General features: G+C 70.1%; 22 protein-coding genes. 14 read left to right on the forward strand and 8 right to left on the reverse strand.

What is annotated here, in order from left to right:
• Positions 1-66 precede the first annotated feature (66 nt).
• The 6 genes from ACJ8AN_RS22075 to ACJ8AN_RS22100 are packed head-to-tail and all read left to right on the forward strand — an operon-like array spanning position 67 to position 6,528.
• Positions 67-954 carry a phosphate ABC transporter substrate-binding protein gene (locus ACJ8AN_RS22075; protein ID WP_407757397.1) on the forward strand — a complete coding sequence of 296 codons (888 nt, stop codon included), beginning with the start codon at positions 67-69 and terminating at the stop codon, positions 952-954.
• A gap of 48 nt (positions 955-1,002) precedes the next feature.
• On the forward strand, positions 1,003-1,278 hold the full coding sequence (locus ACJ8AN_RS22080; RefSeq protein WP_407757398.1) for a hypothetical protein: 276 nt from the start codon (positions 1,003-1,005) through the stop codon (positions 1,276-1,278).
• Position 1,279: 1 nt separating this feature from the next.
• A complete protein-coding gene (locus tag ACJ8AN_RS22085; protein ID WP_407757399.1) occupies positions 1,280-2,941 on the forward strand; it encodes a DUF4129 domain-containing protein in 1,662 nt (553 codons plus the stop codon).
• Positions 2,934-4,229 carry a DUF4350 domain-containing protein gene (locus ACJ8AN_RS22090; protein WP_407757400.1) on the forward strand — a complete coding sequence of 432 codons (1,296 nt, stop codon included), beginning with the start codon at positions 2,934-2,936 and terminating at the stop codon, positions 4,227-4,229. The genes ACJ8AN_RS22085 and ACJ8AN_RS22090 overlap by 8 nt, the downstream gene beginning before the upstream one ends.
• Positions 4,226-5,224 (forward strand): AAA family ATPase, encoded by a 999-nt coding sequence (locus tag ACJ8AN_RS22095; RefSeq protein WP_407757401.1) that lies wholly within the window; start codon positions 4,226-4,228, stop codon positions 5,222-5,224. The genes ACJ8AN_RS22090 and ACJ8AN_RS22095 overlap by 4 nt, the downstream gene beginning before the upstream one ends.
• Positions 5,221-6,528 (forward strand): DUF58 domain-containing protein, encoded by a 1,308-nt coding sequence (locus ACJ8AN_RS22100; protein WP_407757402.1) that lies wholly within the window; start codon positions 5,221-5,223, stop codon positions 6,526-6,528. The genes ACJ8AN_RS22095 and ACJ8AN_RS22100 overlap by 4 nt, the downstream gene beginning before the upstream one ends.
• A 109-nt stretch (positions 6,529-6,637) precedes the next feature.
• Here the strand turns inward: ACJ8AN_RS22100 and ACJ8AN_RS22105 are convergent, their stop codons facing one another.
• From ACJ8AN_RS22105 to ACJ8AN_RS22120, 4 genes are read right to left on the reverse strand one after another with little or no spacing between them, the layout of a single operon-like run.
• Positions 6,638-7,630 (reverse strand): stage II sporulation protein M, encoded by a 993-nt coding sequence (locus tag ACJ8AN_RS22105; protein ID WP_407757403.1) that lies wholly within the window; start codon positions 7,628-7,630, stop codon positions 6,638-6,640.
• Positions 7,631-7,667: 37 nt separating this feature from the next.
• Entirely contained in the window at positions 7,668-10,022 is a 2,355-nt protein-coding gene (locus tag ACJ8AN_RS22110) for a FecR domain-containing protein (RefSeq protein ID WP_407757404.1), read from the reverse strand.
• On the reverse strand, positions 10,000-11,295 hold the full coding sequence (locus ACJ8AN_RS22115; RefSeq protein ID WP_407757405.1) for a serine/threonine-protein kinase: 1,296 nt from the start codon (positions 11,293-11,295) through the stop codon (positions 10,000-10,002). The genes ACJ8AN_RS22110 and ACJ8AN_RS22115 overlap by 23 nt, the downstream gene beginning before the upstream one ends.
• Positions 11,295-13,160: an adenylate/guanylate cyclase domain-containing protein gene (locus tag ACJ8AN_RS22120; protein WP_407757406.1), complete on the reverse strand. Its 1,866-nt coding sequence runs from the start codon at positions 13,158-13,160 to the stop codon at positions 11,295-11,297. Before ACJ8AN_RS22120 ends, ACJ8AN_RS22115 begins: the two co-directional genes overlap by 1 nt.
• A gap of 239 nt (positions 13,161-13,399) precedes the next feature.
• On the opposite strand from ACJ8AN_RS22120, the gene ACJ8AN_RS22125 reads away from it, so the two are divergent.
• Positions 13,400-14,098 carry an expansin EXLX1 family cellulose-binding protein gene (locus tag ACJ8AN_RS22125; RefSeq protein ID WP_407757407.1) on the forward strand — a complete coding sequence of 233 codons (699 nt, stop codon included), beginning with the start codon at positions 13,400-13,402 and terminating at the stop codon, positions 14,096-14,098.
• Between the two features lie 110 nt (positions 14,099-14,208).
• Here ACJ8AN_RS22125 and ACJ8AN_RS22130 read toward each other — a convergent pair whose 3' ends face one another.
• Positions 14,209-15,312 carry a hypothetical protein gene (locus tag ACJ8AN_RS22130; protein ID WP_407757408.1) on the reverse strand — a complete coding sequence of 368 codons (1,104 nt, stop codon included), beginning with the start codon at positions 15,310-15,312 and terminating at the stop codon, positions 14,209-14,211.
• Between the two features lie 367 nt (positions 15,313-15,679).
• On the opposite strand from ACJ8AN_RS22130, the gene ACJ8AN_RS22135 reads away from it, so the two are divergent.
• The 4 genes from ACJ8AN_RS22135 to ACJ8AN_RS22150 all read left to right on the forward strand — a co-directional run bounded on the left by ACJ8AN_RS22135 (position 15,680) and on the right by ACJ8AN_RS22150 (position 18,712).
• On the forward strand, positions 15,680-16,990 hold the full coding sequence (locus ACJ8AN_RS22135; protein ID WP_407757409.1) for a DUF2380 domain-containing protein: 1,311 nt from the start codon (positions 15,680-15,682) through the stop codon (positions 16,988-16,990).
• Positions 16,990-17,460, forward strand: coding sequence for an NUDIX hydrolase (locus ACJ8AN_RS22140; protein ID WP_407757410.1), 471 nt, complete (start codon positions 16,990-16,992; stop codon positions 17,458-17,460). The genes ACJ8AN_RS22135 and ACJ8AN_RS22140 overlap by 1 nt, the downstream gene beginning before the upstream one ends.
• Before the next feature lie 224 nt (positions 17,461-17,684).
• The gene (locus ACJ8AN_RS22145) at positions 17,685-17,831 is read left to right on the forward strand and encodes a hypothetical protein (RefSeq protein WP_407757411.1); all 147 of its coding nucleotides are present in this window, start codon (positions 17,685-17,687) and stop codon (positions 17,829-17,831) included.
• 80 nt (positions 17,832-17,911) lie between these two features.
• The gene (locus ACJ8AN_RS22150; protein WP_407757412.1) at positions 17,912-18,712 is read left to right on the forward strand and encodes an RDD family protein; all 801 of its coding nucleotides are present in this window, start codon (positions 17,912-17,914) and stop codon (positions 18,710-18,712) included.
• 3 nt (positions 18,713-18,715) lie between these two features.
• Here ACJ8AN_RS22150 and ACJ8AN_RS22155 read toward each other — a convergent pair whose 3' ends face one another.
• Entirely contained in the window at positions 18,716-19,231 is a 516-nt protein-coding gene (locus ACJ8AN_RS22155) for an outer membrane beta-barrel protein (protein WP_407757413.1), read from the reverse strand.
• Positions 19,232-19,345: 114 nt separating this feature from the next.
• Between ACJ8AN_RS22155 and ACJ8AN_RS22160 the strand changes: the two genes are divergently transcribed.
• A complete protein-coding gene (locus ACJ8AN_RS22160) occupies positions 19,346-20,401 on the forward strand; it encodes a tetratricopeptide repeat protein (protein ID WP_407757414.1) in 1,056 nt (351 codons plus the stop codon).
• Between the two features lie 33 nt (positions 20,402-20,434).
• Complete coding sequence (locus ACJ8AN_RS22165) at positions 20,435-21,523, forward strand: FHA domain-containing protein (RefSeq protein WP_407757415.1); 1,089 nt, start codon at positions 20,435-20,437, stop codon at positions 21,521-21,523.
• Positions 21,524-21,658: 135 nt separating this feature from the next.
• Here ACJ8AN_RS22165 and sctV read toward each other — a convergent pair whose 3' ends face one another.
• Both sctV and ACJ8AN_RS22175 read right to left on the reverse strand, forming a co-directional pair.
• Positions 21,659-23,788 (reverse strand): type III secretion system export apparatus subunit SctV, encoded by a 2,130-nt coding sequence (gene sctV, locus ACJ8AN_RS22170; protein ID WP_407757416.1) that lies wholly within the window; start codon positions 23,786-23,788, stop codon positions 21,659-21,661.
• A gap of 112 nt (positions 23,789-23,900) precedes the next feature.
• Positions 23,901-24,368 carry a tetratricopeptide repeat protein gene (locus tag ACJ8AN_RS22175; RefSeq protein WP_407757417.1) on the reverse strand — a complete coding sequence of 156 codons (468 nt, stop codon included), beginning with the start codon at positions 24,366-24,368 and terminating at the stop codon, positions 23,901-23,903.
• Positions 24,369-24,561: 193 nt separating this feature from the next.
• Here ACJ8AN_RS22175 and ACJ8AN_RS22180 point away from each other — a divergent pair, with 193 nt between their 5' ends.
• Complete coding sequence (locus tag ACJ8AN_RS22180) at positions 24,562-24,798, forward strand: hypothetical protein (protein WP_407753465.1); 237 nt, start codon at positions 24,562-24,564, stop codon at positions 24,796-24,798.
• Positions 24,799-25,054 lie beyond the last annotated feature (256 nt).

The raw sequence follows: 25,054 nt of genomic DNA on the forward strand, positions 1-25,054 counted from the left end.
AGGGCGGCCGGGCAACGTGTATTCTCGCCCGCCCCCCGCTCCCCCGCGGTGCCGCCCCCGGTCCCCATGAGAACGCCGCTCTCCCCGCTCCTCGCCCTCGTGCTCATCGCCCTGGCCTCCGGGTGCAGACGCCCTGCCGGCTCCAACGCCGAGGACGCGGGCACCCGGGCCGCTCCCGAGATGAGCCCCCGGGACACCGTGACGGTGAAGGGCTCGGACACGATGGTCATCCTCGTCCAGCGCTGGGCCGAGCTGTTCATGAAGGCCCACCCCGAGGCGAAGCTCCAGGTGACGGGTGGCGGCTCGGGCACGGGCATCGCCGCGCTCATCAACGGCACCACGGACCTGGCCATGTCCAGCCGCACCATGAAGGACGCCGAGGCGCGGCAGGTGCACCAGCGCGATCCCCAGGGCCCCGTGGAGCTCATCGTGGCCCGCGATGGCGTCACCTTCTACGTCCGCGCGGACAACCCGGTGGACTCGCTCTCCCTCGCGCAGCTCAAGGCCATCTACCTGGGCGACCTCGAGAACTGGAAGGACGTGGGCGGCCGCGACGCCCCCATCATCGTCTACTCGCGGGAGAACTCCTCGGGCACCTACTCCTTCGTGAAGGACGAGGTGCTCGGCGGCGAGGACTTCACCGAGCGCGCCCTCACCCTGCCCGGCACCGCGGCCGTGGTGCACGCCGTCTCCCTGGAGAAGAACGGCATCGGCTACGGCGGCGGCGCCTTCGCCCGGGGCGTCAAGGAGCTGAAGGTGCGCAAGGAGCCCCAGGGCGAGCCCATCGCCCCCACGGCGGAGAACGTCCGGAGCGGCGCCTATCCCCTGTCGCGCGCCCTCTACTTCTACCTGCCCCGCCCGGCCACCGGCGTCGAGAAGGCCTTCATCGACTACGCCCTTTCCTCCGAGGGACAACAGATCGTCACCCAGACGGGCTACTTCCCGGTGAAGTAGGCGGGGACCCGCTGGCACCGCCGGCCCGGGATTTCGTAGGCTGCCCGAATGATCCAGGGGTCGGGCCGCTGCCACTACCATCCAGAGCGCACCGGGTTGGGCATCTGCGTGGAGTGCCGCCGCGTCATCTGCCGCGAGTGCACCACGCAATTCGAGGGCATCAATCGCTGCGCCAGCTGCCTGGAGAAGCGGCTGAAGGCGCTCGAAGGGCCGTCCGAGCGCCGGGAATGGAGCGTGGGAAACGTGCTGCTGGCCCTCGTGGGCGCCTCCTTCGTGTACGGCGGCGTCCTGCTGCTCGCCCACCTGATGTCCGCGGGGCTCTGACATGGCCGTCTCCGCGCTCGAACTGCGCCCCCGGGGGGCGGTGGCGATCCTCGATGCGGCCCTGCGCGTGTGCGTGCGTGCCTCCGGCGTCTGGGCCCTCACCCTGCCCGGTGGAGCGCTCGTCACCGCCGCCCTGCTGCACCTGACGGACGCGGTGAGCCGCCGGCACTCGCTCACCCTGCCCGCGCTCGGGTTCACCCTGGCCTGGCTCGCCCGCGGCCTCTTCCAGGGCGCCGCCTGCCACCACGTGCAGGAATTGCTGCTCGGCCAGGGGACGGGAGAGCCCACCGCCTGGGCCTCGATGCGCGCCGCGCTCGCCCGCGCCCCGAGCCTCCTGAGCGCCGTGGCCTACCTCTTCGTCTTCAACCTGCTGACGATGAGTGTGACGCTGGGCCTGGGCTTCTTCTTGCTGACGGCGCACCTGGTGGGCTACGCCGTCACCCTACAGGGCAAGGGAAACCCCCTGGGCCTGTACGGCACGTGCGCGCGGATGCTCGGCCCCGCCCGGTCGAGCGCCACCGGCGTGCGCCTGCTGATGCTGGTGCAGCTGCTCGTCTTCTTCAACCTCCACATCGGCGCCAACACGCTGCTCTACGTGGGCCGCAAGCTGCTCGGAATCGATCTCACCTTCGCCGAGCGCTTCGCCTCCCTGGACAACACCGCCTGGCTCGTCTTCCTGGTGGCCGTCACCTTCACCCTCTTCGAGCCCCTGCGCGCCGCCACGTCCACGCTGCTGCTGGTGGACGGACGGGTGCGCCAGGAGGGACTGGATCTGCTCGCGGCGGTGCAGCAGCTCCCCTCCCGTCCCACGGCCGCGAGCGGAGGCGCCCGGAACGCCGCGCTCGTGCTGCTCGCCGTCCTGGGCACCTGCCTGCTCGGCACGCCGGCCCGCGCGCAGCCGTCCGAGGCGCCCGCGTCCCGTGCGGCGAGGACGGACGCCCGCGCGGCCCAGGCCCAGGCCCGCGACATCCTCTCGCGGCCCGAGTTCCAGGTGCCCGGGCCCGAGGCCCCCGAGGACCCCTCCCAGGAGACACCGAAGGTCGAGGAGCCCCCGGGCGCCTGGCAGCGCTTCCTCACGTGGGTGGCGGAGGCGCTCGAGAAGCTCTTCAAGCGCGACGCGGACGCGCCCGTGCGCTCGACGGCTCCCGTCACCAGCGGCCTGGGCGCGGCCCACGTGCTGGTGGTGGCGCTCATCGCCGGAGTGCTGGTGGTGCTCGCCCTGCTGCTGCTGCGCGCGCTCGGCGAGAAACTCAAGGACGGCGAGGGCCCGCGGCTCGAGGTGAGCACGCAGGACGCGACGACGCTGGCGGCGGATCCGATGAATGCCCTCTCGCGCCCGCCCGAGGGCTGGGCGCACCTGGCCGACGAGCTGGCCGCCCGGGGCGAGTACCGCGAGGCGGTGCGCGGCCTGTACCTGGCCCTGCTCTCGCGCCTGCACCGCGACGGCGTCATCCACTACGACACCACGCTGAGCAACTGGGACTACCTGCGCCAGTTCCGCAGCCGCCGCGAGTGGCTGCCCTCCTTCCGCGAGCTGACGCTGCGCTTCGACTTCGCCTGGTACGGCAACCTGCCGGTGGGCGCCGACGGCTACCGCGACTTCCGCGCGCTGTGCTCCCCCATCCTCTCCACTCCCTCCACCGCGGAGGCCGCCAGTGCGTGACCGTTTCCCGCTGCTCGTGGTGGGCGGACTCCTCGTCACCGCCCTGCTGGGCACGTGGCTGGTGCGCGGCGCGGCCCGGGGTGGCTTCGCCGACACGCTCTCCACCTGGCGCGCCCAGCCGGATGGGGCCCGCGGCCTCTACCTCCTCGCCGAGGAGAGTGGCCTGCCCGTCTCCCGCCGCACCTCGGACATGCAAATCCTCCAGGGCACCAGCCCCCTGGTGCTGCTCGCCGTGGAGGTGGAGGACGCGCGCGAGGACGACCCGGACCAGACGGCGCTCGCCGCCGACAAGGACTCGAAGCTGGAGGACGAGGACGTGCCCCGCCACGGCTTCAACCGGCTGCACGTCCCCGAGCTGAACGAGACCGAGACGGAGAAGCTGCTCGAGAGCATCCGCGGCGGCCGCAACCTCATCTACGTCCCGTGGGGCTCGAAGGAGAACCCGCTGCTGGACAAGCTCGGGGTGAAGCTCTTCAAGGCCGACACCTCACTGCCCATGCGCACGCTCACCCCGGCGCTCTCCAACCCGTACACGCAGGGCGTGGAGCGCGTGGAGGCCAAGGTGCAGGCCTACCTCGAGCTGACCGGGGAGGGCGCGGTGCCGGTGCTCGAGGACGCGTTGATGAAGCGGCCCGTGGCGGCGGTGGTGCCGTACGGCGCGGGCAAGGTGCTGGTGGTGGGCGCGCCGGAGCTGGCGATGAACCAGGCGCTCGCGCGCGCGGACAACGCGCAGTTCTGGCTGAGCAGCCTGCGCGCCCTGGGCTCCGGCCCCATCGAGTTCGACGAGCACCACCACGGCTTCACCAACGAGCGCTCGGTGGTGGACTTCGCGCGCCGCTACGGCCTGCACTTCGCGGTGGCGCAGCTGCTGCTGGGCCTGTGCCTGTGGGCGGTGGCGCTCAAGCGCTTCGGCCGGCCCCGCCCGCCGCCCGAGTCCATGCGCGTGGGCTCCACGGACGCCCTCTTCGCCATGAGCCGCCTGTACCGGGAGGGCCGCCACCGCGCCTTCGCCGCCAACCTCATCACCCGCGGCCTCACCCAGGAGCTGGCCCTGCACGCGGGTCTGCCGCCCCACGCCCCCGAGCAGCGCGTCGCCGAGGGCCTGGAAGCCCGCGGCCGGCAGGACCTGGCCCACGGCCTGCGCGCCATCGCCCGCAACGCCGAGGCCGTGTCCCGCGAGAGCGAGCTGCTGCAACTGGCCACCCGCGCCGCGGCGCTGCGCCAGCGCCTCCATCCTTCCGGGCCGCCCTCGAGCGTGCCCGCGGTTTCGAAACCCGAGGAGCCATGACCCCGACCCCCTACGCCCCCACCTCCCAGCCCGCCAGCAACGCCGTGGCCGCCGCCCATGCCATCCGCCAGGGCGTGCTCGCCGAGGTGCGCAAGGCCGTCGTCGGCCAGGATGAGCCGCTCGAGCTGATGCTCGTGGGCCTCGTCTCCGGCGGCCACGTGCTGCTCGAGGGCGTGCCCGGCGTGGCCAAGACGCTCATGGCCAAGGCGCTCTCGCGCGCCGTCAGCGCCGACTTCAAGCGCATTCAATTCACGCCGGACCTGATGCCCGCGGACATCCTCGGCACCAGCATCTTCGACCTGAAGAGCCAGTCCTTCGTGCTGGTGCGCGGCCCCATCTTCACGGACCTGCTGCTGGCGGATGAAATCAACCGCGCCCCCGCCAAGACGCAGTCCGCGCTGCTGGAGGCCATGCAGGAGCGCGGCGTGTCGCTCGAGGGCCGCAACCTGCAGCTCTCCCCGCTCTTCACGGTGTTCGCCACGCAGAACCCGGTGGAGTCCGAGGGCACCTACCCGCTGCCCGAGGCGCAGCTGGACCGCTTCCTCCTGAAGATCGACGTGGGCTACCCGGCCCCCGAGGAGGAGGACGCCATTCTCGAGTCGGTGCACCGGGGCTTCGACGCGGGAGACCTGGCGCGCGCGGGCGTGGGCGCGGCGGTGACGAAGGAGGGGCTGCTGGCGGCACGCGCGGCGATCAACGAGGTGACGGTGGAGCCTCCGGTGCTCGCGTACGTGCGCAAGCTGGTGTCGGCCACGCGCTCCTCCAGCCGCATCCGCCTGGGCGCGGGGCCTCGCGCGGGTGTGCACCTGCTGCTGGCCTCGAAGGCGCTGGCGGCGCTGCGCGGCCGGGGCTTCGTCACGCCGGATGACGTGCGCTTCCTCGCGGGGCCGGTGCTCCGCCACCGCCTGCTGCTGTCGCCGGACGCGGAGCTGGATGGGGCCACGCCCTCGGACGTGCTGCGCGAGGTGGTGCAGTCCATCGAGGTTCCCCGGTGATTCCCACCGGGCGCCTCTGGGTGCTGCTGTGTCTGCTGGCCGTGCCGATGATGGCGGCGGGCTTCCTCCCGGGCCTCGGCGGCGTGGTGCTGGTGCTGGACGTGCTCGCGCTGTTGCTCGCGGCGCTGGACTACGTGCAGGCCCGCCAGGTGCGCCTGGAGGTGAGCCGTAAGCTGCCGGCCCGCCTGTCCGTGGGTGCGCCCAACAAGGTGGAGCTGCTGCTGGTGCACCGGGGCGGCCAGCCGGTGGACGTGCTCGTGCGCGACGACGTGCCCGAGTCCTTCACCACCACGCCCGAGCAGGCTCCGCTGCACCTGCCCGCGGACAGCCAGACGCGCTGGGTGTACCGGGTGTCTCCGGCCAGGCGCGGCAAGTTCCAGTTCGGCGACGTGAACGTGCGGGTGCGCGGGCCGCTGGGGCTCGTCTTCCACGAGCGGCGCTTCCCCGCGGCCAGGAGCGTGTCGGTGTTCCCGGATCTCCGGGGCGCGAGCCGCCTGCTGCTCTCCGGCGCGGCGTTGGACCTGGTGAACCTGGGCCTGCGGCAGCTGCGCCGGGACGGCCGGGGCAGCGAGTTCGCCCGGTTGAGGGACTATGCGCAGGGCGACTCGGTGCGCGAGGTGGACTGGAAGGCCACGGCGCGGCGCACCCGGCCGGTGACGCGGGTGATGGAGTCCGAGCGCTCGCAATCCATCCTCATCTGCGTGGACGCGGGCCGCTCCATGGCGGCGCAGGTGGACGGGCTCACCAAGCTGGACCATGCCGTCAACGCGGCGCTCTTCCTGGCCTTCGTGGCGGTGCGCAACGGGGACCGGGTGGGGCTGGCCGTGTTCGCGGACGGGGTGAAGGCCTACCTGCCTCCGGCGGCGGGGCGCCTGCAGTACCGGAAGATATTGGACACGCTCTACTCCACCACGCCGAGCCTCACGTACGTGGACTACCTGGCGCTGTTCAAGGAGCTGAACGTGCGCCTCACCCGGCGCAGCCTGCTGTGCGTGTTCACGGACTTCCTCGACGAGGAGCAGGCCTCCGCGATGGTGGCGCCGCTGCACCGGCTGGCGCGGCGGCACGTGCCCCTGTGCCTGTCCGTGCGGGACACGGCCCTCATCCACCTGCTGCGCACGCCTCCCGCGGCCGTCGAGCAGGCCTTCCAGCAGGCCGTGGCCAGCGAGCTGCTCACGGATCGCGAGGCCCTCAAGGCCAAGGTGAGCGCGGGCGGCGTGCAGATGCTCGACGTGCAGCCGGATGAGCTGAGCCTCGCCGCGGTGAACCGCTACCTGGATATCAAGGCGCGCGGAGTGCTGTAGGCGCTACGCCGCGCTCTCGCCCCAGCGCTCACGGGCCAGCTCCAGCGTCCGGGCGTTCTCGGGCACCTGACGCAGGAAGCGCGCGAGGATGAGCCCGGCCAAGAGCGGGTCAGGCCGTGTCCTTCCGTGCCCCGCGCATCCAGTCCGAGCCCAGGTACGCGTAGACGCCCAGGCCCACGGTCAGGGCGAAGGACACCTTGAAGGCCACCGACAGCTTGGGCGGGTGAATCTGGGAGATGGTGCCCTCGATGAGGCCCGCGAGCACGAAGAGCACGAACGTGCCGAAGAGGAGCTTCACCGCGCGCACCGCCTCCTGGCGCAGCGCCATCCCGCGGGGCAGGCCTCGCGGCGCCACCTGTCCCCGGGCGATGACGAAGCCCGCCGCGCCCGCGATGCAGATGGCGGTTATCTCCGGAATGCCGTGCGGGAGGATCCACGCCCAGAACCAGCCGGCCATGCCCTTGGCCGCGTACACCTGCGCGAGCGCGCCCAGCATCAGCCCGTTGATGAAGAGCATCAGGGCCGTACCCACGCCCACGGTGATGCCGAGCGCGAAGGCGAGGAACGCCACCTCGGTGTTGTGGGTGAAGAGGAAGGTGGAGAACTGGGCCTGCTCGTCCACCGACATCCCCTCGCCCGCGGCCTCGTCGGCGGCACGCTTCACCGGATCCTGCTTCAGGTGCTGCTCGGGGACGAGGTAGGGGGCCGCGTCCGGGTCCGCCAGCATGCCCAGGTAGCCGAAGCCCGCGCCCGCCAGGAACAGGAGCACCGAGGCCGCGTACATGCGCCACTCCTGGCGCAGCAGCTCGGGGAAGCCCCGGGCGACGAAGCCCCACGCGTCCGCGAAGCGCACCCGCTGGCCCGGATAGGTGATGGCATAGGCCCGGCCCACCAGGTCATTGAGGTACTCGCTCACGTCGGCCGAGCCGCTGCGCGCGCGCACCCACAACAAGTCACTCGAGACGGCCCGGTACAGCTTGCCCAACGAGCGCGCCTCTTCCAGCTCGAGGGCGCGCAAGCCACTCCCCTCGGCCTTGTCGAGCAGGGACTCCAGCTGCTGCCAGCGCGGCCTGCGCGCCTCGATGAACTCGGGCATCTCCATGCGAGGCGACTCTAGCCCAGACCAGACGGAGCGGAGCCTACTGCGGCTGAGCGGGACGCAGGCCCGACCAGCCGAGTGTCACCTGTCCACTCCATCCGCCCCAGACGCTCGCGCCCTCCGGGCCGAAGCCACGGCGCACCGAGGTGCCCAGCTCGAAGCCGCCGAGCGTCAGGCGGGCCCCGGCTCCAGCGGCGTAGCCCACCGGGCCGGGCTCGCGGGGCGTGGCATCCATCAACGCGTCGAATTCGGCCCCGAGCGCCAGCCGGGGAATGGGCTGGAACCACGCCTGATATGCGCTGTCCCACGAAGCGCGCGCCCCACCCGGCCGGAGGGCGTAACCCTGGCTGGTGGAGAAGGCCCAGCGGCCCCACCGTGTCCCCGCGAGCAGTGCCGGGCGCAGCCGCAGCCCCCGAGCCTCCTCGTCGAACGCGGAGCCCGCCAGGGTTCCATCGAAGGAGAGCAGCAGGCGGAAGGACGGAGAATCCGTCAGCCGCACCCGGGCCGACAGCGAGGTGGACAGCGCCGTCGCGGGCCCGGGGCGCATCGCCAGGGTCGCGCCCAGGGCCACACGCTCGGACACGCGTCCCTCCATCGCGAGGGTGGTCCGTCCGCGAGAGAGATCCACGCCCGAGGAGCCCAGCTCGGGCTGCGCGCGCAGCTCGAAGAGCCAGGCCCGGGGCAGGAAGGCCGTGGGCAGCGGAGCCGCCTCCACGAGACTTCCCGCGGGGGCACCCAGCAGGGGCATCAGCGAGGCCTCCTCCGGGGAGGGCCGCACGGCGGGAGTAGGAAGCTCGGCCACGGGAGCCGGAGCGTGCACGGGAGCCGCCTGGGCCTGGGACTTCACCTGCTGCACGGGCGTGTCACCCCAGAGGGCCTCCAGCGCGGCGAGGCGCTCCCCGTCATGCGTGCCCGGCACCGCCCGCGCCACCAGCGAGCCATCCGCCTGGCGCCGGGGCTCCTCCACCTGGGTGCCATACAGCCCGCGCAGCGTCAGCGCGGGGAACGGCCCCTCCAACGGATTGCCCTGCTCGTCGAGCACCCGGACCTTCACCTGGAACGCATCGGCCACGGGCTGCAGGTCCACGTCCACGCGAGGCGCCAGCACCGTGATCGTCAGCTTCTCCGGACGGGCGTCGGGCACGCCGCGCGGCAGCAGCTCCACGGTGTGCGAGCCCACGGTCTCCACGTGCACCGGATGCGTCGTGGGAGCGCCGTCGAGGCGGAAGTCCAGGGACTCGGCTCCCTCCAGGGCGAGGTCCACCCCGAGCGTGCCCCGGATGCCCCGCGGCCCCACCGAGCCCCGATCCGTCTTCACGCGCAGCACCTCCACCTGCCGCACGGCGGAGGCCTTGCCGACCAGGCCCGTGGCATCCACGGCGCGCACGCGGGCGAAGTACCTGCCGGGAGCCAGCGCGCGGGCCACGGACTCGAGCGGCTCCTGCCCCGCGGCCACCGTCTCGCCGTGCACCCTGTCGTTGAAGCGCTCGTCGCGCGCGAGCTCCACGCGGTACGAGGCCGCCTCCTTCACGGGGGCCCACGCCAGCGCCTCGTCCACGCCCTTGTCGTCCAGCAGCACCCGCACCGAGCGCTCCGCACCCGCCCAGGCCGGAGCCTCGGGCAGCGGGCGCGGCTTCTCGGGCACCTTGCCCTTCTCCACGCGCGTACCGTGGTCCTTGGGCACCTGGACGCTCTGGCCCTGGGCGATCACCTCGGCCTGGCCGTCGTAGACGGAGACGCGGCTCATCTGCTGCGCGTCCACACCCACGAGCATGTTCTTCGAGCGCGCGGCCACCGAGCCCGCCGGCATCTTCACGTCCACGGGCTCGCCGCGCAGCTCCGCCAGCGACACGCTCAGCTCACCCCGCAGCAGCTCCACCGCACCGGACTTCTTCACCTTGTCCGTCGCCTGGGGCGCCTGCCCGTAGATGACGACGAGCGCGTTCTCGTTCATCTGTAGCCGCGTCAAATCTCGGAACGTCACCTCGGCGCCGGCCTCGCGCAGCGTGTTGACGGAGTCCAGCCGCCACAGTCCCTGGCCGGTGTTCGCCTGGCGCCAATCCACCTTGCCGGCCCGCTTGGAGTTGACCTCGGGGCGGATGAAGGTGAGGCGCGCGTCCGGGTCTCCCTTGAGGCGCAGCACCGTGCCCGGCTTGAGCTGATGCGGCGGGGGACCCATCTTGTTGAGGGCGTGCAGCTTCGCGGAGCCGACCGTCGCATCGCCGAACACCTTGCGCGCCACGCTGCCGCACGTGTCTCCTGGCTGCACCACGTACACGTCGTCCTCGGGGGCGGCCTCCTGGGCCCACGAGACAGCGGGAATGCACACGGCGGGAATGCACACCACCAGGGCGAGCGCCGTGAGGAGCCCCTTAACGCTTGAGCTTCTGAGCACGCGAAACCTTCCGGGTCAGATCGATCGGATCGAGCGGCAGGGGGACGAAGTCGAACAACCCGCCCTCCAGCGCGCCCGTGACCAGGTCCCAATCATCCGCGGGACCACACAACAAAACCGGCGGGGAGCCCGGTCGGGAGGCCAGGGCACTCGCCCGCACGAGCGACTCGCGCCCGTCCGCGACGACGAGCAGCGCACCGAAGCCCCGAAGCGGCTCGTCCTCCGAGGCCAGGCGCGCCTCGAAGCCACACGCGCCGAGCGACATCACCAGCGTGTTCCCGGCGGCCGACTGCCGCGCCGGAGCCAGCACGGCCACGGGAGCGCCACCGGCCACGGGCCTCGGCACGGGCACCTCGAGCCGCACCCCGAGCCCAAGCCCGCGCTCCGACTTCTTGCCCTCGCCCCGCTTCTTCGGCGCGGCTCCCACGGGCTCGGCGAGCACGGAGAGCAACTCCTGGCGCAGCGCCGCCGCATCCGCCGGACGCGCGCCGGGGAGCTTCTCCAGCGCCTTCATCACCACGGCCTCGAGGCGCTCGGGGAACGAGAGCTCCGGCCGGGCCTCGCGGAACGAGGGAATGGGCTTGTAGAGGTGCGCGACGGCCACCTCGGCCGAGGCCATCACCGGGAAGGGAGGCATGCCGGTGAGCAACTCGTAGAGCACGCAGCCCAGCGAGTAGAGGTCGCTGCGCCCATCCAGCGGCAGCCCGCGCATCTGCTCGGGAGACATGAAGCCCGGGGTGCCCACGGCCATGCCTTCCTGGGTGAGGCGCGCGTTGAGCTCTCCGCCGAGCGCGGCCAGGCCGAAGTCGAGCACCTTCACGCGCTCGCCGTTCAGGTGGGCCTCGAGGAAGAGGTTGGCGGGCTTGAGGTCGCGGTGGACGATGCCGAGCGCATGCGCGGCCTCCAGCACCTCCAGCACCTGCACGGCGAGGCCCACCGCGCGCGGCACCGGCAGGGAGCCCTCGCGCTGCAGCAGCGCGTCCACCGTCTCGCCGGAGACGAGCTCCATGGCGAGGAAGAGGAAGCCAGCGTCGAGCCCGTAGTCGTACACCTCCACGGAGCCGGGGTGGTGCAGGCGGGCGAGCACATGGGCCTCGCGCTGGAAGCGCTCGGAGAAGCCGGGGGCGCTGGCGATGTGCGGGTGCATCACCTTGAGGGCCACGTGGCGGCCGAGGCCGAGTTGCTCCACCTCGTAGACGGCGCCCATGCCTCCCTCGCCGAGCGCCCGCAGGACACGGAAGCGCCCGGCGATGACCTGGCCCGGCTGGAGCATCAGAGCGGCACCTCGTAGATGCGGGTGGCGGCGGTGCGGCCGTGCAGCTTGCGCTCACCGGCGGGCACCAGATCCATCCCGCTCTCGCCGATGCGCTCGCGCGTGGACTCGCTGACGAGGATCTGCCCCGGTTGGGCCATGGACTCGATGCGCGCGGCCACGTTCACCGTGTCGCCAATGACGGTGTACTCCATGCGCTTCTCACTGCCGACGTTGCCCGCCACGGCGGGGCCGGTGTGCACGCCGATGGCCAGCTGGATTTCGATGCCCCAGCGCGCGCGCCAGCGGCGGTTGCCCACGTCGAGCCAGCGGCGCAGATCCTCGGCCGCCTGCACGGCGCGCAGCGCGTCGTCCGGATGGGACCGGGGCGAGCCCCACACCGCCATGATGCAGTCGCCGATGAACTTGTCGATGATGCCCCCGCGCCGCTGGATGATCTCCGTGGCGAAGGTGAACAGCTCGTTGAGCAGCGCGACGATGATTTCGGGAGGCTGGGACTCGGAGAGCTTCGTGAAGCCCACCACGTCCGCGAAGAAGATCGTCACTTCGCGGCGCTCGCCCCCGAGCCGCAGCTGGTCCGGGTTGGACACCACGAGGTCCACCACGTCCGGAGACAGGTAGCGGCTGAGGGCGGCGCGCACCTGCGTCTGGGTGACGACCTCACGCTCCTTGGCCTCCAGCGTGACGGCCATGGTGTCGAAGGCGCGGCCCAGGGTGCCCAGCTCGTCCGCGCGGCGGGTGACGCGCTCGCCCACGCCGCGGAAGGTGCGCTCGGCGAGGGCCTGGGTCGCCGCCACCAGGTCGCGGATGGGCCGGGTGAGCTGCCGGGCGCCGAGCAGGCCCACGACGAGCGCCACCAGCGCGGCCACCGCGAGCGCGGTGAGGATGGACCGGCGCATCTCGGACAGGGACGCGTACGCCACCGACTGGGGCTGCTGCACCGCCACCGCCCAGCCGTACTCGGAGAGGGCCTCCAGCGAGCCGACCATCTCCTGTCCTCCCAGCTGGAAGTCCGAGACGGCGGCCATGTCCGTGCTGAAGGACGAGTCCCCGCTCAGCGCGGCGAAGAGGCCATGGGTGGAGAAGTCCTCGCGGGCCGCGACGCGGGCCGGATCCGCGTGGAGCACGAGCCGCCGCTGCCGGTCCACGACGAAGACGTTCTCGCGCGAGCCGAGGAACTTCTCGCCCAGCTCGCCCATGAGCGAGCACAACTCGCCGAGCTTCACCTGGGTGCCGAGGATGGCACGCACGGAGCCCTCCCGGACGATGGGGAAGAACACCTCGAGCACCGGTCCGCCCAGCGCGCTGGTGCGCACGTCCTGGACCACCAGGTGCCCACGGGAGGCGAGGGTCTGGAGGAGCGCCGGCTCCAACCGGGAGGCGAGCTTCGGAGCGGGCACCTCGTCCGCCTTCACGGTCGTCACGCTCTGGCCGCTCGGGGCGTAGAGGGTGACGAAGTCCATGTTGCCCAGGGCGGCCACGCGGGTGCCCACGAGGGCGAAGCGCGTGGCGTCATCGCCCAGCCCGGGCGCGAAGAGGAGCTGGCCGATGCCCTCGAGGTCCTGCTCGACGCGAGCCAGCTCGCCGCGCACCGAGCGCCGCACGTCTCCGACGATGGAGCGGTGCAGGTGGCGGACGAGCTCCTCGAGGGCGTCCGCGTTGGTGTCCATCATCTTCCAGCCCAGCCCCACCAGCGGAGGCAGCGCACAGAGCAGGATGAGGAGGAACAGGCGCGTGAAGAGCGGGACACCTCGCGGCGGCACCGCGCCCTTCGCTTCGGCCTTCACCTCGGGAGGAGGAGCGGGCACCTGCGAGCCGGGCTCCACGCTGCGAGTCTCCACTTCGGGGACAGGGGTCGCTGCCATCGCGTGTCTGGGGGGGAGCCGCGGGTCTCGCGGAGGACGTCGGGGGAAGGTCCCGGTCTAACACTCCGAGTGGGGGCGGAGCGAGCCTGGGCCGCGCCTGGACACCCGCCCGGTCCCTCTCCGGGGAGCCGCTCCCGGGGCAAGCAACCGGACGGACACGGACACGCACGAGCCCGGAGCCAGGCACCCCGGACGCGCTACACTCCCGGCCCCCTTCCCTTCCGAGAGGAGCTCCGGTCATGCGCATCGAGAAGCCCGCTTCCGCCCGTTGGTTCGCGGCGGTCCTGCTCCCGCTGCTGGCGGCATGTGGTCCCACCGACGCGGGCGAGGCCCTGCGTGCCCTGGGCGCGATCCAGGATGGCCTCATCACCTTCTACGACGCGGATGGCTCGGGCAATTGCAGCTTCGAGCCCACCAGCAACCTGGACGTGGCGGCGATGAACATCGGCCAGTACCTGGACAGCGCGGTGTGCGGCGCGTGCGTGGAGATCGAAGGCCCCAAGGGAAACCTGCGCGTGCGCATCGTGGACTCGTGCCCCGACTGCCCGGACAAGGGTCACCTGGACCTGAGCCGCGAGGCCTTCGCGAAAATCGCCAACCCCGTGGATGGCCGCGTGAACGTGCGCTGGCACATGGTGCCGTGCGACGTGCAGGGGCCCATCCGCTACCACTTCAAGGACGGCAGCTCGCAGTATTGGACCGCCATCCAGGTGCTCAACCACCGTCTGCCGGTGACGAAGCTCGAGTACTGGAAGAACGGTGCCTGGGTGAACGTGAAGCGCGAGAGCTACAACTACTTCGTCGAGACCAGCGGCATGGGCACCGGCTCCATCAAGGTACGGGTGACGGCCTCGGACGGCCAGACGCTCGAGGACACCCTGCCCGGCGCGGCCTCGGACAAGACCTACGACGGGGCGGCCCAGTTCAAGGCCGACTGAAGGGGCCGCGGGTAACCGGCCCCCTCACTTCTGGACGTCCAGAACTTATTATGCATCTAAAACGCACAATTACTTCTGGACGTCTGGAAGTCTGAGCGGGTGGCGCCTGATTACAGCCGCTGCAGGGCGAAGCGCGAGGTCGTCTTCATGCCGCCCATGCCGCCCGAGGACTGGTCCATGGACTGAGTGCCCTCGATGCGGATGAGCCGGCCGGCGGCCACGTCGAAGCCGGCCGTCACGTCGACGTCCATCTTCATGCCCATCGCGCCCGCGCCGTTGCCCATGCCGCCGCCCATGTTCATGCCGCCGCCCATGTTCATGCCGCCCATGTTGGCCTGAGCGGAGCCCTCGTCCTCGTCACCGGCGGCCTGCTCGGAGCCGGCCCCGGCGGGAGCCTCGACCTTCTGGGCCACGGTGGTGTGGAGTTGGGCCACGGTGCTGTCCATCTCGGCGAGGGTGGTGGCCATGGCGCCCATGGGAGTGGTGACCTCCACGCGGCTGCCGGGGGCCATGTCGCCCTCGGGGAGGACCATCATCTCGAAGATCTGCTTGGGGAGGACGTCCACGCCGGGGTCCTCCTCCTTCACCTTCACCGCCTTGAGGGCCGGGGGCGGCGCCTTCTTCTCATCCATGGCGAGCGAGATGGTGCCGGACTTCGCGTCCACGGCGGCCACCACGGTGACCTGCTTGTCGCCCGCGGTCATCGAGGCCTGGGCGCGAGCGCCGTTGGGCCCCGCGCTGACGACGTTGCGCACGCCCACGATGGTGCGGCCCTCCTGCATGTAGACGGTCACCATGCGGAAGAACTTCGCGTGGCCCTTGCGGTCCACCTCGGCCTTCACGTTCTTGGCGGCGGCCGGAATCTTGTCGAGCGTGCTGATGCGCTTGTCCCCCTGGATGAGGTCCATCTTCTCGAGGGTGAGCTCCATCTCGGCGGTGCCGTCCGGCCGCACGGCGAGCACCTTCTGGCTGAAGGTGGACTGGACCTTCATGCGCATCTTCATGCCACCGGCGCCCATGTTCATGCCGGGCATCTGCATGCCGGGCATGCCGCCCATACCGCCGGGCATCGCCATCTCGATGGTCGAGTCATCCTCGTACTGGAAGCGGTGAACATCTCCCTTCTTCCACTGATAGTTCAGCTCCACGGCGGAAGCGGAGCCGGCGGAGAACAGCACCAGGGCGGCAGCGAGACTGCGAGGACCAAAACGCATGCGGATTCCCCCTCCCAGGGGATGGCGGCGGGTCGAAGTCGGGGTGCCCGCCGTGTCGGGCATCTTAGGGTACGGCTCGGGACGCGGAGCCGCCGGAAATATTCTCACGGAGTCCGGTTCGCCCACGAGGCCCGGCGAGGAGAAAGAGGACAACATGAGATGGCATCCGCATCCGGGGTGGGTGGTCCTGCTGCTCGCCATGGCCCTGCCAACCACGGGCTGTGTATCGCTGACACCACTGCCCAGCCGAGAGAGGAACCTGGGTTACACGGTGCGTGAGGCCACCGGGCCCGGGTTGGAGGAAGGACCGGGTGTTGAGTCACCGCGCGCCCCCGCTCCTCCACCCGAGCCCAAGAGCCCGGAACGGTTGCACCGGCGCCGAGCCTCTCGGGAGGACGAGACGGCGGAGGGCCTGGACAACGCGGAGAGGGTCACGCGGCAGAGCGCCCTCGCGGCCCAATTGGCGTTTCGCGGTGCCGTTCTCGACGTATCGGGCTCCACCCGTCGCATCTCCGCCGAGCTCTCCAGACTGAAGGCCAGTGGGCGGGGCATCGCCGGTGTAAACGGCGTCTTCATCCCCTTCGTCGACTACGGCGCCGAGCAACTGCGATGGATTGACGCCCAGCTCGCCGCCACCACCCGGCTGGTCCAGGCCGCTTCGGAGGTGGAAGACCCGGACATGCAGCTCGCCCTGCTGCGCCTGGCCGGCCCACGGCTCGAGGCCGCCATGATGGGCTCGCTCCTGCTTGCCGTCTGGCTCGACTTCCTCCAGTTCGCCGACGCCGTGCTCACCCAGCACCTCTACAGCGTGGAGAGACTACTGGTGGGCATGTACCGTTGGAGGGAGATGCTCGAGCCCGCCATGACGGCACTCGCCTCCCAGGAGCCCGGGCAGGTCGAGGCCGCGTCACAAGACCTCCCCGCCCTGGTAGGCCACCTCACGGGCGAGCTGGCCACGACCATCGAGACCGTACGCAAGGGGGCGGAGAACATCGCGAAGGTGCTGGTGCTCAAGGAAGCCATCGAGGCACTCACGATGCTCTCGGCGATGAGGTTCTCGCTGCCCTCGGTGCCTCCGTCCGCTCCCGTCCTGCTCGGCATGGGCCTCTCGGTGGGAAGCGACGGCGTCATGATGGGCACGCGGATTGTCGTGTCCGCCGAGTGGGTGGAGATGATGCGCCACTTGGTGCGCGCGGGACTGCTCTCCCTTCCCGTCGTCAGCGCGGCCGTCCGGATTCAGGCTGGCCAGGTGATGATGGCGCAGTCGCACGACGCACTGCCCAGGGGCGTGCGCGAGGCGCTCGGTGATGGGCCCGAGGTGCGCGCCATGCGCCAGACGAGCCGCACGGGAGCCGGCATGAACAAGCCACCGCGGCACCACGTCCTGCCGAAGGAGTTCCGCGAGTGGTTCGAGCGGCGCGGCTTCACCGGCGAGATGGACATCGACCAGTTCTGCGTCGAGATGGAGCAGGCGCACCACGAGGCCATCCATGGCGGTGGCGACTGGAAGCTGGGCCGCACGTGGGCCGGGGAATGGAACCGGATGATCATGGAGACGCTGAGCGAAGCCGAGGTCACGGCAGGACGCATGTTGACGCGGAATGAGATCCTGAAGATCGTCGCGGAGCGTATGAAGGTGTACAGGCTCCCGATGAATTTCACGCGCTGGGGTGGATGATGAGCGAGGACCGTTCCTGGGAGGGCAATTGGAAGGCCCGCTTGTATGAGCGGGTCCGCGCCCACGGCTACGATTCGCTCACCGCCTTCGCCGAGGCACGCCCTACCGCTTCGCTGGTGGCGTTGGCCGAAGAGCTGGGTCCGGACGATATCGCCGGAGTGCAGGTGTTCAGCGGACTGGTGGCCGAAGCGGAGCGGAACAATCAGGTCACACGCCTTGTGCGCGGACAACTCGTGCGCGAACTGTGCTCGTGCCTCCCAAGCGGCTGGCCGTCGGTGCTGGACGACGCCAACCGTTTCGATGTCGCCCATGCACTCGGCGCTTGGATTGCCTTCACCCCAGAAACCCACAAGGAGCGCGCCAGGCAGGCCAGAACAACGCTCCTCGCCACACCGCCGCCGCCCGGTTGGCGCCCGCTCGGCCCCGACGACGAGTTGCTGCTGACGCTCCTACCGGACGAGCAAGCCTGAACTGCGCCTGTGGCAGTGGCACACGCTGCTTTCGGCCCTGCTCACCGCCTCTCCGTAGCTTCCACGCCCCGCCACCTGCTCGCTCCGCGCTTCCAGGGGGAAGCTCCATTGGACCCCTTGGGTCTTCCTCGCCCGAGCCGCCCATCAGGGTATGGCCATGGCCCTTCTCCAGGAACGCCCCCGAGGCTACCGGGTGCGGAGCGCGGTAAAAGAACGACGGAAGTGTGCTCTCCACCCGTGCCCGTGTGCGCAGCGCCATCGCGGACGTGCTCGATGGAGGACTCCCCCGCGCCTACACACCGGAGGTCTTCAAGGCGAAGTCGGGGGCCGTCTTCCAGCACGTCTACGAGCGGTACAAGCGGGCGGCGTGAACCCACCCGTGGAACCACTGGAAGACACGGGGAAACACTCCGCCAATACGTCCGGCGCGTCTCCGGCCTAGACTGGAGCCGTGACGGACACGCCCGAACCCCTTCTCGACGGCACCCATACCGTGCTCACGCCCGAGTACGTGGAGTTCCGCTTCACCCTGGCGGGCATCTACTCGCGCTTCCTCGCGTGGCTGTTGGACACGGTCATCGTCCTCTTCGGGACGGGCATGCTCCTCATGTTCCTGGGCACGGTGAGCGTGGTGGTCCCCGGCTTCGCCAGCGCCCTGGGCATCGTCCTCTACTTCCTGGTGGACTGGGGCTACGGCATCACCCTGGAGACGGCCTGGAGTGGCCGCACGGTGGGCAAGCGGGTGTTCGGCCTGCGCGTCATCCAGCAGAGCGGGGTGCGCATCGGCTTCTATCACGCCGCGCTGCGCAACCTGGCGCGGCCGGTGGATCGCCTGCCCCTGCTCTACCTGGTGGGCGGAGTGGCGGCGCTCCTGTCCGGCTCGCACCAGCGGCTGGGGGACATGCTCGCCGGCACCATCGTGGTGCGCGAGCGGCGTCTCAAGCCGCCCTCGGCCATCGGCGTGTCGGCCGGCGAGGGGCTGCTGGCGGATCCCCTCTTCGTCTCGCGGGTGAAGCGGCTGAGCGCCGACGTGCGCGAGCTGGTGCTCTCCGTCGTCCTGCGCCGCGAGGAGCTGCGGATGGAGGCGCGCCTGCGGGTCTTCTCCGCGCTCGGCACGAAGCTGCAGGAGCTGCTGGGCATGGAGAAGCCGGCCCACCTCTCGGACGAGAAGTGGACGCTGCTGGTGGCCGCGGCCCTCGTCCCCGCCCCCGGAGCCCAGCAGCCCCGGGTCGGGACTCGCGCGGTGGCCTAGAACCTAGAAGTAGACGGAGGTGCCCGCGGACAGGATGAGCGAGGTCTGCACCGCCTCATCCAGCGACAGGTATGCGTTGAACTGCGCCCGCGCCCCCAGGCTGATGGAGTCGGACACGAAGAACTCCACGCCCGCGTTGGGCCCCACGCCGAAGAAGTTCTGCTCGCCCGAGTCCTTGAAGATGTGCAGGTAGCTCAGGTCCGCGCCGAGGTAGGGGCGGATGCCCTCCTCCAGGAAGAGGTAGCGGATACCGAGCGAGGGAGCGAGACCCACCACGCGCTTCTCGCTGATCGGATCGTACGGGAAGGCGAGCTTGGTGAGCGAGACGACCTCGAAGCCGCTCTCGATGTAGAGGCTGGCGTCGAAGCCGAGGAACACGGTGCTGTTGAGACTCGCCGTGTTGTTGAAGTTCATGTAGCCCGCCGACAGGCCGAGGCTGCGGTTGGCGAACTGGGCGTGGGCGGGAGCGGCCAGGAAGAGGGCCGCCAGGAGGGCAAGGGCGGAGCAGAACGAGCGCATGGCGCTGGACTCTAGCGTCCCTCTGGCGGCGGCTAAACCACCGAAACCGCAAGGATTACTCCCCGTTCAAGGCGTTGATCCCGGTGGGGGGCATCTCCTACACTCCCGGCGATCATGCCTTCCCTCCGCTCCGCGCTCGCCATCCCCCTGCTCCTGGCCTCCGGCTGCATCAACACCCCGCCTCCCTCCGACCGCGCGCTCGTCAACAACGAGCTGTGCGCCCAGGAAATCAGCAAGGGAGACCTCAAGCAGGCCGAGGTTTATTGCGACCTGGGTCTGGAGTTCGCCCCCCAGTACGCGGACCTGTGGTCCAACAAGGGCCTCATCGCCCTGTACGCGGGCGACAAGCCCAAGGCCAAGGAGTTCCTCATCAAGGCCATCCGCTTCAACCAGGATCACGCGGCGGCCTACATGAACCTCGGCCGCATCTACCTGGACGAGGGCGCGTACGGAAAGGCGCACGACAGCTTCCAGCGCGCGCTCAAGGTGAACCCCGACTACGTCGAGGCCCGCTACAACCTGGCGCTCACCTTCATCAACCTGGGCAAGCTGGACAAGGCGGACAAGGAGCTCATGACCCTGCTGGTCGTGGACCCCAACAACGCCCAGGCCCACCACGACCTCGGCGTGGTGAAGTACCGCCAGGAGCTCAAGGAAGAGGCGGTGGACGAGATGCGCAAGAGCGTCACGATCGCCCCCGACCTCAACCCCGAGTGGTGGAACAACCTGGGCGCGGTGCTGATGGAGCTCAGCCGCTTCGAGGAGGCCCGGCAGTCCTTCGCCAGCTGCGTGGCCCTCAAGGCCGACCATCCGCAGTGCCTCAACAACCTGAGCATCGCCCAGCGCAAGGCGGCCCTCACCGACTCGGCCCTGAAGGAGTACCGCGACACGCAGAAGGCGGAGAACTCGCCGGCGGCCCTCTACGAGCTGGGCCTCAAGTACAAGGAGCGCGGCCTGCTGTCCGAGGAGGAGCGCACCTACAAGGAGTGCGTCAAGCTGGACGGCAAGTTCGCCCCCTGCCACTACGGCCTGTTCCTGCTGTACTCGGACGCCCAGAAGCGCCCGTCCGCGGAGGTCGCCTGCAAGAACTTCCTCAAGTACGTCTCGGTGGAGGAGTTCCCCTCCGAGGCCGAAAAGTGCGAGAAGTTCCTCGGCGCCCGGTCGTACTAGCCCCCCACGCATCGATTCCCCCCCGCCATCGCGATGAGCGTCAGGCTTACGGTCAAACAGAGCAGTGAGGCCGGTGGCACTCCCACCGAGCACGTCCTCGACGAGTCCGTCATCACCCTGGGCCGCGACAAGAGCTGCCAGGTGGTGCTGGCGCAGCAGGCCGTGTCGCGCAGCCACGCCCGCATCACCCAGGAGGGCAACCTCTTCTTCCTGGAGGACCTGGGCAGCGCCTACGGCACGCAGGTGAACGGCAAGCCGCTGCCCAAGGGCGAGAAGCGGCTGCTGCGCAATGGCGACGTCATCGTCATCGCCCAGTTCGACATCCGCTTCGACAAGGTGGCGGAGCTGCCGCACGACGTGGAGTCGCAGAAGACGTCCTTCGTCGCCCGCAACATGGTGAAGGACGTGATGCGGGGCCTGTCCGGTGGCGAGGAGCGCTACCTCCGGGTGATGAACGGCCCGCGCGAGGGCGAGCGGCTGGAGATCACCGACGCCCAGGAGTTCGTCATCGGCCGGGACGAGTCGGCGGACGTCATCTTCCGGGACGATCTCATCTCCCGGCAGCACGTGAAGGTGCGGCGCGACTGGTCCGGCACGCACGTGGAGGACCTGGGCAGCCGCAACGGCATCAAGGTCAACCGCAAGCGCGCCTCGCGCAAGCTGCTGCGGGACGGGGACGAGCTGGAAGTGGGCGGAGTGCGCTTCGTCTATGTCTGCCCGTCCGAGGCGCCCGAGGAGCAGGCCGAGGTGCTGGCGGCGGAAGTGGCCTCGGCGTCGGTGTCGGGAGACGAGTCGAGCTCCACGCACCCGCTGCCGGCCGCGAAGGAGCGCACGTCCTCGGGGAAGCGCTCGGCCACGTCCACCGAGAAGCCCGCGGAGACGGAAGCCGAGCCCGCGCAGGCCGCGGAGCCAGAGGCCCCCGCCGAGGAGCCCGTGGCGGCAGCGCCGGAGGAGCCGCCCGCGCCGGAGCCGGAGCCCGTGAGGCCGGCGCCGATGCCCATGCGCCGCGACGAGCCGGAGGAAACTCCGGAGAAGGACGTGAAGCGCTTCATCCCGCTGGTGGTGCTGGGCGCCATCGGCCTGGTGGCGTTGGGCGTGCTGATCGCCCTCTTCTCCGTCTGAGCCGTCCGCATCAACCCAGCCCCCACGTCCCCTCTCCCTTCGGGAGAGGGTCGCGGTGAGGGTATCGCGTCCACCCGGGTTCACCCCGAGCGAGTCCCTCTCCGAGGAGAGGGACTGAGCCGTGCACCCGCGGAGCTACCGGATGGAGATGCGGGCCACCGGCTGGATGTTGAGGTCCGGGGACAGCTCCTGGAAGCTGACGACGGAGAAGGGCGGGTTGAACTCGAACTCGAGCAGCTTGCGCACGTAGCGCCGGATGTCCATCGCGGTGAGGATGACGGGGCGCTGGGCGCTGGGCGGCAGGTGGCCGCACTCGGACTTCACGGCCTGGACGATCTCCTGGGCGATGTCCGGCTCGAGCGCCAGGTGGGTACCCGCCGAGGTGCGCTTGATGGAGCCGCGGATGGCCTCCTCGATCTGCGGATCCAACAGGTAGACGACGAGGGTGCCGGTGCCGCGGGCGAACTTGTGGGACACGTAGCGCCGCAGGCTGGAGCGCACGTGCTCGGTGAGCATGACGTTGTCGGCCTCGACCTGGCCGTACTCGGCGAGGGCCTGGAGGATGCCGCGCATGTCGCGGATGGAGATCTCCTCCTCGACGAGGCGCCCCAGGATGTCCGTGAGCTTGAGCACGGTGACGACCTTGGGGACCACTTCCTTGACGATGGCGGGGAAGGCCTTCTCCAACTGGTCGAGCATCGACTGCGTCTCCTGGACGCCGACGAACTCGCGGGCCTGGCGGCGCAGCACGGCGGCCAGGTGGAGGATGATGTAGCCGGGCACGTCCCAGGTGGTGAGGCCGGCGGCCTCGAGCGTGTCCTTGTACTGCTCGGGGACCCACGCGGCGGGCTGGCGGGTGGCCGGGTTGATGGCCTCGAAGCCCTGGATGTTCATCAGCTTGAGGCGCTCCACCGTATCGTTGACGAGCACGTGGCCGATGGTGGCCTGGCCCGTGACGACGGGGACCTCGTTGAGCTGGACCTGGTACGAGCCGGGAGGCAGGTTGGGGTTGCCGCGGGCGCGCACGCCGGGGAAGCGCACGCCCATCTCCACGAAGAGGCCGTCGCGCATGAAGGGGATGAGCTCGAAGAGGAACTTGCCGCTGTCCTGGCGCGAGTCCACGTAGGGCACCAGGGCGTCGGAGACCTCCAGCACGATGGGGGTGACGACGGGGATGAAGAGCTCGGAGTCCGGGTTGACGGGCTCCTTGGCCTGCGGCTCGGTGGCGGCCGGCGTCTCGCCCGGGGCCGTCTCGCCGGTGGTGAGCCCGTCCTCGCCCGCCGCGCCGGCGTTCTCCTTCTTGAGCATCGACCAGGCGCCCCAGCCGGCCAGGCCGCCGAGGGTGAAGAACGGAATCTTGGGCAGACCGGGGATGAGGCCGAGCACCACGAGCATGGCCGCCGCGATGGCGATGGCCTTGGGGTACGCGGTGAGCTGCGTGCCTATGTCCTTGCCCAGGTGGTTGCCCTCCTCGTCGCCGCCCACGCGCGTCACGATGATACCGGCGCAGGTGGAGATGAGGATGGCGGGGATCATGCCCACCAGACCGTCGCCGATGGTGAGCAGCGTGTACTTCTGCGCCGCGGCCCCCACGTCCATGCCCTTCTGCAGCACGCCGATGACGAGGCCACCGACGATGTTGATGACGGTGATGATGATGCTGGCGATGGCGTCGCCCTTCACGAACTTCATCGCACCGTCCATGGCGCCGAACAGCTGGCTCTCGCGCTCCAGGTCGCGCCGCTTGCGCTTGCCCTCTTCCTGGTCGATGGAGCCCGCGCGCATGTCCGCGTCGATGGACATCTGCTTGCCGGGCATGGCGTCCAGGGTGAAACGGGCGGCCACTTCGGCCACGCGCTCGCTGCCCTTGGAGATGACGATGAAGTTGACGATGACGAGGATGACGAAGATGACGAGACCGACGACGAAGTTGCCCTGAACCACGAAGTGGCCGAACGCCTCGACCACCTCGCCCGGATCTCCCGTGAGCAGGATGAGCCGGGTGGTGGAGATGGTGAGCGCCAGCCGGTACATCGTGGTGATGAGCAGGAGCGTCGGGAACACCGACAGCCGCAGCGCCTGGGGCACGTACAGCGAGATGAGCAGCAGCACCACCGAGATGCTGATGTTCAAGGTGAGCAACACGTCCAGCATCAGGGTGGGCAGCGGGACGATCATCATGCCGATGATCGCCACCACCACGCAGGCCAGCACGATGTCGGAGTACTTGGAGAGGAAGCTGTTGCTGTTGCTCTGGGCTGACATGGGTTTCCTGCAATCCTAGCGAGACCGGGCACGGTTCCCAAGCCGAGGCCGGGACGCGCTCCCTTGCACGCCGGTCGCGACGCACGCGCCCGGCACCTGGCTCCGAGGGGGGTTACCCCTCCGTACCGCCTCCGGAGTCCCGCTGGGCCTCCTCGGCGCTCTGGAGCGCCGCGGCGGCCAGCACCCGGGCCCGGGCGGTCAGGGGATCTTTGTCCTCGGGGTCCAGCTCCACCGCCCGGGCGAAGTCCTTGGCCCCCTGGAGGATGTTGCCCAGGCGCAGGTGGACCTCGCCCCGGTTGACGAGCGCGGCGTTGTCCTGGGGGTTGAGGCGCAGGGCCTCGTCCAGGTGCGCCAGGGCCCCGTCCAGGTCGTCCACGGCCAGGGCAACGGCCCCGAGCGCCGTGCGGTAGTAGCCCTCGGCCTGATCTCGGTCCGCCAGATCCTGGAAGATGGCGCGGGCGTTTTCGTAATTTCCCTGCTCGAAGGCCTGGAAACCCTGCATGGCCCGCTCGAGCATCTCGGGCCCGGACAGAGGCTTCGTGGCCTCGGTCGCCGCCATCGCCTTGGGGTCGGTCGTCATCAGTGCAGATCCCTCCCGGATACCGGGCGGCCGGGAGCCTAACCCGCGAGTGCCTTCATCTCCAATACCTGGGGAGGGCTGGAATTCAGCGGAAAATCGGAGGAAACTCCCGGAGCCCCACCCCGATAATCAGGGTGTAGGCAGTCACCAACCCTGCAGCGCCCCCACCCTTCTACGCAGCGGAGAAGACACCATGGCCATGGACGGACTGAGCGGTAGCGCCTCGAAGCACCTGAGCAACGCCGTTGCCAACTCGAACCAGCAGGTCGACCCGAACAACAAGCTGTTCGCCGGTCTCGAGGGCGCCGACAAGGACCGCGCCATGGCCCAGTACGCCCTGCAGAAGCAGCAGGAGACCGTGGCCTTCCTGTCGAACATCAGCAAGAAGCTCAACGAAATCGCGATGGCCACCATCAACAACATGCGTTAGTGGCCCGCGGCTTCGGCCGCTGGGTTTCTTCCACCGGCTCCTCGGTCCTGCTCCTCTCGGAGCGGTCCTCGAGGGGCCGGTTTCTTTTTTCCGCCTCGCCACGCCGTGGCCACCCTGGCCGCACCTGGCCCCCCGCTTCCCGGGTGAGCCGGCGGGCTCCGGAAAAAATCCGGAGGAAAAAGGAGGAGGAAACTCCCGCCGCCTCCCCCCGATAATCCAAGTGTAAGCAGTCAGCAGTCACTACTTCCGCGGTACC

The sequence above is a fragment of the Archangium sp. genome, assembly GCF_045802675.1.
Lineage (GTDB): Bacteria > Myxococcota > Myxococcia > Myxococcales > Myxococcaceae > Archangium.